This window comes from Ruegeria sp. AA3 (genome assembly GCF_056542905.1).
On the sequence record NZ_JBQGAQ010000032.1, the window covers coordinates 1 to 2,790 of the forward strand.

The following is a 2,790-nucleotide window of genomic DNA, read 5'->3' on the forward strand; positions in this document are numbered from 1 at the left end:
CTCCACTTCAATCGTATGGAATGGTGGTAGGACTGCGGTGTGTGCCGGGGCGGTCCGGGCGCTTCCTTTAACGCGTCGGCATGTGGATCAAGACGCCCGATGAGCGAAGCCATCAGTTCTCTCAGCGATGCCTGATCGGCGAGGACAAGTGCAGCGCGTTGACCAGCTGTCAGGGCAGCGACCTCGGGCGGCTGCGGTTCTGTCATCTGATCCGCGCCTGTCAGAACGCCCATCTTGGCCAGTTCGTCGGTAAGGGGGCGCAACATGTCTGCCATTGCATCAGTATCGGCGCTGTTAGAGGCGGCGGATTTCGCGATGCGCCGCAGCCTGACCACCATCTTTTCAACGCTGCCTTTGTTGGTGTCGTTTTGGAATGCCATTGGTTGTCTCCTGTCGTACCCTGTTGGTTCACGGGGCTTCCGCTCCGGTCGGGTTTCAGTATTCGATGGGTTCAAAAACAGTGAGAATGCGCTCAGTGACAGAGGGGTCGTAGGGACATTCAGATCCGCGATCGAGATAGAGGTCGTAGAACCAGCAGTACAGTCACAGCAATCGAGATCGGACCGGTGATGTTAAAAAATACCCAATCAAAGGGTTGACCAATAGGTGCGGGGCAATCGCGTGCTGAGATAACCCAGTTCACAGCCGCGGGAAGATCCGGAAAGTCGACCCAGCCACGCGGATCGTCACATAGTAACTTGCCGCGATAAATTGCCTGCGCGTGATACAGACAAACCGACAAACCAAACAAAACAACAAGTCCCGCGTTCGTGAAACGGTCGAGCATTTTCAGCAAAAACCATATCAAAAGCAGCTTCAGGACCGTTGTTACCGAATAGGTAAGAAGCAGAGTAGCGGAAAGATCATTCACACGGTGCACTCAAACCAATCATTGGTCACTTGTCGAGGCATAGCCGAAAGACCAAAGCCTTCCGCTGACCCCCGCAAGGCTTTTCAGCCCTGCGATATCTGAGGTCGCCGGGCTGCTAAGCCTTGCTTCCGTCGCGCTCTGTGGTGACACTTCTGCTTTGCAAACCCGGTGACATTTCTACTTGGTTGCAACACTGACTCCGCCAAAATCCTTCACTCCGGCTGCCAGTCATCGTCGAGCGAGGATTGCACTCCGCTATCTGTGATCGAAGCATAGTGCGTGGCGGTTTCGGTACCCATTTCTGTACCGTCCCCAGACATGTAGGCCTGCGCGAACTCGGTACGCTTGAATACGGATCCATCAAGTTCGATTGTGGTGCGATCCTCTGCCGTCGCGCGTGTCACAGAGCCATCATACCAAACCTTGATCCGCGTCCCGTCTGCGATCTGTACCACAACGGCCATCGGCTCGATCTGCACACCCAGCCAACCGTCATCGGTGTCCCGCCGCGCGATGATCTTGTCAGACCGGAACTTGACCTGAACATCGCCCGACAAACTGTTGCCGCTTGATTTCAGAACAACAAAAGCCTCTTGCTCGGCCGGGTTTGGGTGGATCGTAACATTTGCGTTCTTCGGCGGCCAAACCTTGGCGGAGTCGCGTTTCTTGCCCTTCTGGTCGCGGTGAAACCCAACATAGAGCTGGGCCGATTTCCAGATGCGCGTGGCCTTCCTTGAAAGTGCCGTGGATTTTGCAGTCATGTCATCGGACCTTTTAGAACGGATATTTCGGATTGGTGCTTACGGTGGCCATGCGGATCTGACGGAACGAGATCAAAGGGCAAGGTATCAAGGGTGAAGCGCCCAATGGAATACCTATGAAGAAAACCCAGCAGGTAGACCGGATCGGCGGGGTATGGCGCACAGTTCCATGCATGGCGCAGTGCGGCTGCTTCATTAGAAGAATACGCGGCTATGAGACACCTTGCCTCACGCCATTTATCGGCACGTTGTTTCCGGCTGCGTTTCTCTTGCCGTTCCCAATCCACTGCGCGTTTGAACATAACCTCATCTTCACTGGGTTGCTGCTCTGCGATCTGATTGGCCAGCAATGGAAAAGCCTCGCGTTCCTTCTGCTGTTTGCGGCGCAAGGCGGCACGCTTGCGGGGTGTGTCTTCGAAGGCAAAACGGGGCCACATCTTGAACCTCATGGCTCGATCCCTCCCTGCCAGCGGGTGCGACTATTGCGGAGATGCTGAAGACAGGCCACTCGCCCGACTTCTGCATGCATCCCGTTGTCGAGCGCGAACCGATGGCGAGCCTCCCAGTCCCGAACCCAGTCTGCGGCCAAACGGTCGTCAACCCGACCACTCTGAAAAGGATTGTCCTCGAGCAGGAAGCCCTTGCAATGTGCAGCACCGCCATCGGTGGGAGCGCGCAGGGTGTCGTTTTCGTACGCGACCGGATCCACGCCACACCCCATGGGATCGGCGCGGCTGCGGTCGCCTGGCGCTAAGTCAGTCATGATCGCCTCCGTTCGTAGCGGTTTGCGAAAGCTTGAGCTGGCGGGCTTCTTCGATCACGGCGTCGTACATATCGACATGGCCACAAGGGTTCTCCCATGTCTGGATTTCGTACCACTCACCATCCTCGCAGTAGCGTCGAAACACCGGTTTCCCTCTAGGCTTGCCACAGAAGGGACAGGTATTGGTGATCTCAACGGTTTTGATAATCTGCGTGATACTTTGATAGCCGTTGCCCCAAAGGCGGCGCTGCAGGGCGCGATCCAATATGGTGACTTGCATAAGTGCCTCCACTTCAATCGTATGGTATGGTGGTAAGACTGCGGTGAGTGCCGGGGCGGTCAGGGCGCTTCCATAATCTCTTCGGCAAGTTCTGCAAGACTCTCGAAGAGTGAAG

6 protein-coding genes are annotated in these 2,790 nt (G+C 56.0%); all 6 read right to left on the bottom strand.

Annotation, left to right across the window (positions count from 1 at the left end; genetic code table 11):
* On the bottom strand, positions 1 to 380 hold a 380-nt coding region (locus ACR0JR_RS22220; protein ID WP_480458199.1), incomplete at its 3' end, for a hypothetical protein.
* 119 nt (positions 381 to 499) lie between these two features.
* On the bottom strand, positions 500 to 787 hold the full coding sequence (locus ACR0JR_RS22225; RefSeq protein ID WP_480435132.1) for a hypothetical protein: 288 nt from the start codon (positions 785 to 787) through the stop codon (positions 500 to 502).
* Between the two features lie 296 nt (positions 788 to 1,083).
* Positions 1,084 to 1,632 carry a hypothetical protein gene (locus ACR0JR_RS22230; RefSeq protein WP_480425621.1) on the bottom strand — a complete coding sequence of 183 codons (549 nt, stop codon included), beginning with the start codon at positions 1,630 to 1,632 and terminating at the stop codon, positions 1,084 to 1,086.
* Entirely contained in the window at positions 1,629 to 2,069 is a 441-nt protein-coding gene (locus tag ACR0JR_RS22235) for a hypothetical protein (RefSeq protein ID WP_480425792.1), read from the bottom strand. The genes ACR0JR_RS22230 and ACR0JR_RS22235 overlap by 4 nt, the downstream gene beginning before the upstream one ends.
* Positions 2,070 to 2,077: 8 nt before the next feature.
* Positions 2,078 to 2,395: a hypothetical protein gene (locus tag ACR0JR_RS22240; RefSeq protein ID WP_480425615.1), complete on the bottom strand. Its 318-nt coding sequence runs from the start codon at positions 2,393 to 2,395 to the stop codon at positions 2,078 to 2,080.
* A complete protein-coding gene (locus tag ACR0JR_RS22245; RefSeq protein ID WP_480425616.1) occupies positions 2,388 to 2,675 on the bottom strand; it encodes a hypothetical protein in 288 nt (95 codons plus the stop codon). Before ACR0JR_RS22245 ends, ACR0JR_RS22240 begins: the two co-directional genes overlap by 8 nt.
* Positions 2,676 to 2,790: the final 115 nt, after the last annotated feature.